The sequence below is a fragment of the Lautropia mirabilis genome (assembly GCF_900637555.1).
GTDB classification, from domain to species: Bacteria; Pseudomonadota; Gammaproteobacteria; order Burkholderiales; family Burkholderiaceae_E; genus Lautropia; species Lautropia mirabilis.
Map to the genome: position 1 here is coordinate 3170001 of NZ_LR134378.1, position 2010 is coordinate 3172010.

Here is a 2010-nt window from a genome sequence, read left to right on the forward strand (position 1 = left end):
TACGCAATGCAGCGTCGGCCACCTACCCCAAACGCCCACACTTATCGGCTGCTGATTTTTAAAGAACAAGCATTCAACGAATTGTGCATTCTAGCACAGTCTCTACACATCCTGCAAGAGACTCTCAAAAAAGCCCGTACAGAGTACGGGCTTTTTCATGAATAGGGTGTCTGACGATGTCCTACTTTCACGGGCGCGGGCCCACTATCATCGGCGCAAAAGCGTTTCACGTTCCTGTTCGGGATGGGAAGGAGTGGTTCCACTTCGCTATGGTCGTCAGACAAAGCTTGTTGGCGGCGAGCCTAGCGAGTTGCCAAGGCTTGCTGCCGTTGTCTGATAGGAGTCGACGAGTGTATCGGAAGTTTCATGAGGAGTCCATGGTTTCCGACGACGATGTGACTGAGTCTCGAACGAGTCTGCGTGCAGAGTCATGTCGAGTCAACTGATGGCGGCCCAGCAGCATGCTGGATCTCGCAAAACTATAGGGTCAAGCCTCACGGGCAATTAGTACCGGTTAGCTGCACGCATTACTGCGCTTCCACACCCGGCCTATCAACGTCCTGGTCTTGGACGACCCTTCAGGGGGATCGAGTCCCCAGGGAGATCTCATCTTCAGGCAAGTTTCCCGCTTAGATGCTTTCAGCGGTTATCTCTTCCACACTTAGCTACCCTGCGATGCCACTGGCGTGACAACAGGTACACCAGAGGTGTGTCCACTCCGGTCCTCTCGTACTAGGAGCAGCCCCCGTCAAATCTCCAACGCCCACAGCAGATAGGGACCAAACTGTCTCACGACGTTTTAAACCCAGCTCACGTACCTCTTTAAATGGCGAACAGCCATACCCTTGGGACCGGCTACAGCCCCAGGATGAGATGAGCCGACATCGAGGTGCCAAACACCGCCGTCGATATGAACTCTTGGGCGGTATCAGCCTGTTATCCCCAGAGTACCTTTTATCCGTTGAGCGATGGCCCTTCCATACAGAACCACCGGATCACTATGTCCTGCTTTCGCACCTGCTCGACTTGTCAGTCTCGCAGTTAAGCACGCTTTTGCCATTGCACTTTAGGCACGATGTCCGACCGTACCAAGCGTACCTTCGAACTCCTCCGTTACTCTTTAGGAGGAGACCGCCCCAGTCAAACTGCCCACCATGCACTGTCTCCGGCCCGGATGACGGGCCTAGGTTAGAACCGCGAACAAACCAGGGTGGTATTTCAAGGATGGCTCCATCAAGACTGGCGTCCTGACTTCAAAGCCTCCCACCTATCCTACACAAGTCGGTTCGCAATCCAATGCAAAGCTACAGTAAAGGTTCATGGGGTCTTTCCGTCTAGCTGCGGGGAGATTGCATCATCACAAACATTTCAACTTCGCTGAGTCTCGGGAGGAGACAGTGTGGCCATCGTTACGGCCATTCGTGCAGGTCGGAACTTACCCGACAAGGAATTTCGCTACCTTAGACCGTTATAGTTACGGCCGCCGTTTACTGGGCTTCGATCAAGAGCTTGCCACCCCATCAATTAACCTTCCGCACCGGGCAGGCGTCACACCCTATACGTCCACTTTCGTGTTTGCAGAGTGCTGTGTTTTTAATAAACAGTCGCAGCCACCTATTCTTTGCAACCTCTTTGCCCTTGTGTTGTTTCACACTCAAGCTACCAAGGCACACCTTCTTCCGAAGTTACGGTGTCAATTTGCCGAGTTCCTTCTCCCGAGTTCTCTCAAGCGCCTGAGAATACTCATCTCGCGCACCAGTGTTGGTTTGCGGTACGGTCGTTTCTAGCTGAAGCTTAGAGGCTTTTCTTGGAACCACTTCCAGTTGCTTCGCGAGCAAGCTCGCTCGTCCCAACCCCTCGGCATACGCCTGGCGGATTTACCTACCAGACACCTACAGGTCAGGAACCGGGACTTCCAACACCCGGACAACCTTCCACGATCCGTCCCCCCATCGCACTAGAAATCGGTGCTGGAATATTAACCAGCTTCCCATCAGCTATGGCTTTCGC

The 2010-nt window shown here is 53.4% G+C and carries 1 rRNA gene and 1 other annotated feature; the gene reads right to left on the bottom strand.

Features of this window, described 5'->3' with window-relative positions:
• Window positions 1-168 precede the first annotated feature (168 nt).
• A 5S ribosomal RNA gene (gene rrf / locus EL249_RS13050) occupies window positions 169-281 on the bottom strand.
• 202 nt (window positions 282-483) lie between these two features.
• Window positions 484-2010 (bottom strand) — a sequence feature (23S ribosomal RNA rRNA prediction is too short).